3 tRNA genes and 1 pseudogene are annotated in these 590 nt (G+C 45.8%); all 4 read right to left on the minus strand.

Annotated elements, in window-relative coordinates:
- Window positions 1-61, minus strand: a pseudogene (locus RJ01_RS16195) (elongation factor Tu); the annotation flags it as partial.
- A 151-nt stretch (window positions 62-212) separates the two neighbouring features.
- Window positions 213-287 (minus strand) — tRNA-Thr (locus RJ01_RS14170).
- A 21-nt stretch (window positions 288-308) separates the two neighbouring features.
- A tRNA-Gly gene (locus tag RJ01_RS14175) sits at window positions 309-384 on the minus strand.
- Between the two features lie 36 nt (window positions 385-420).
- Window positions 421-504, minus strand: a tRNA-Tyr gene (locus RJ01_RS14180).
- Window positions 505-590: the final 86 nt, after the last annotated feature.

The following is a 590-nucleotide window of genomic DNA, read 5'->3' on the forward strand; positions in this document are numbered from 1 at the left end:
CGTGACCGATTGTGCCCACGTTAACGTGTGGCTTATTACGTTCAAACTTAGCCTTAGCCATGTTAATCTTCCTCGTTTACGTCGAACACAATTCTGAGTAAAACCCAGCTCCGACATATCGTTTAAAAAAAACCAAACACCAAATACTTGAAAAGCAGACTAAATAGCCTGCTTTTGAAATATTTTTGCAACCACGTTGCCAAATTGTAATCTGGAGCTCTTATCGAGATTTGAACTCGAGACCTCTCCCTTACCAAGGGAGTGCTCTACCACTGAGCTATAAGAGCAAATATTAGCACTTCAAACAATGGAGCGGGAGACGAGGATCGAACTCGCGACATGCAGCTTGGAAGGCTGCCGCTCTACCAACTGAGCTACTCCCGCACGATGTTGGTACTTACCACTTTGAAGTCTTAAAATTGGTGGTGAGGGAAGGATTCGAACCTTCGAAACTTTCGTAGCGGAGTTACAGTCCGCCCCCTTTGACCGCTCGGGAACCTCACCATTTTTACACTTACATCAGTGTCGTTCTTTACTTCGCACTCTAAACTCTCTAAGATGGTGCCGGCACACGGATTCGAACTGTGGAC

Origin of the sequence: Acinetobacter sp. YZS-X1-1, from assembly GCF_000804305.1 — a bacterium.
In the GTDB taxonomy this organism is placed as follows: Bacteria; Pseudomonadota; Gammaproteobacteria; order Pseudomonadales; family Moraxellaceae; genus Acinetobacter; species Acinetobacter variabilis.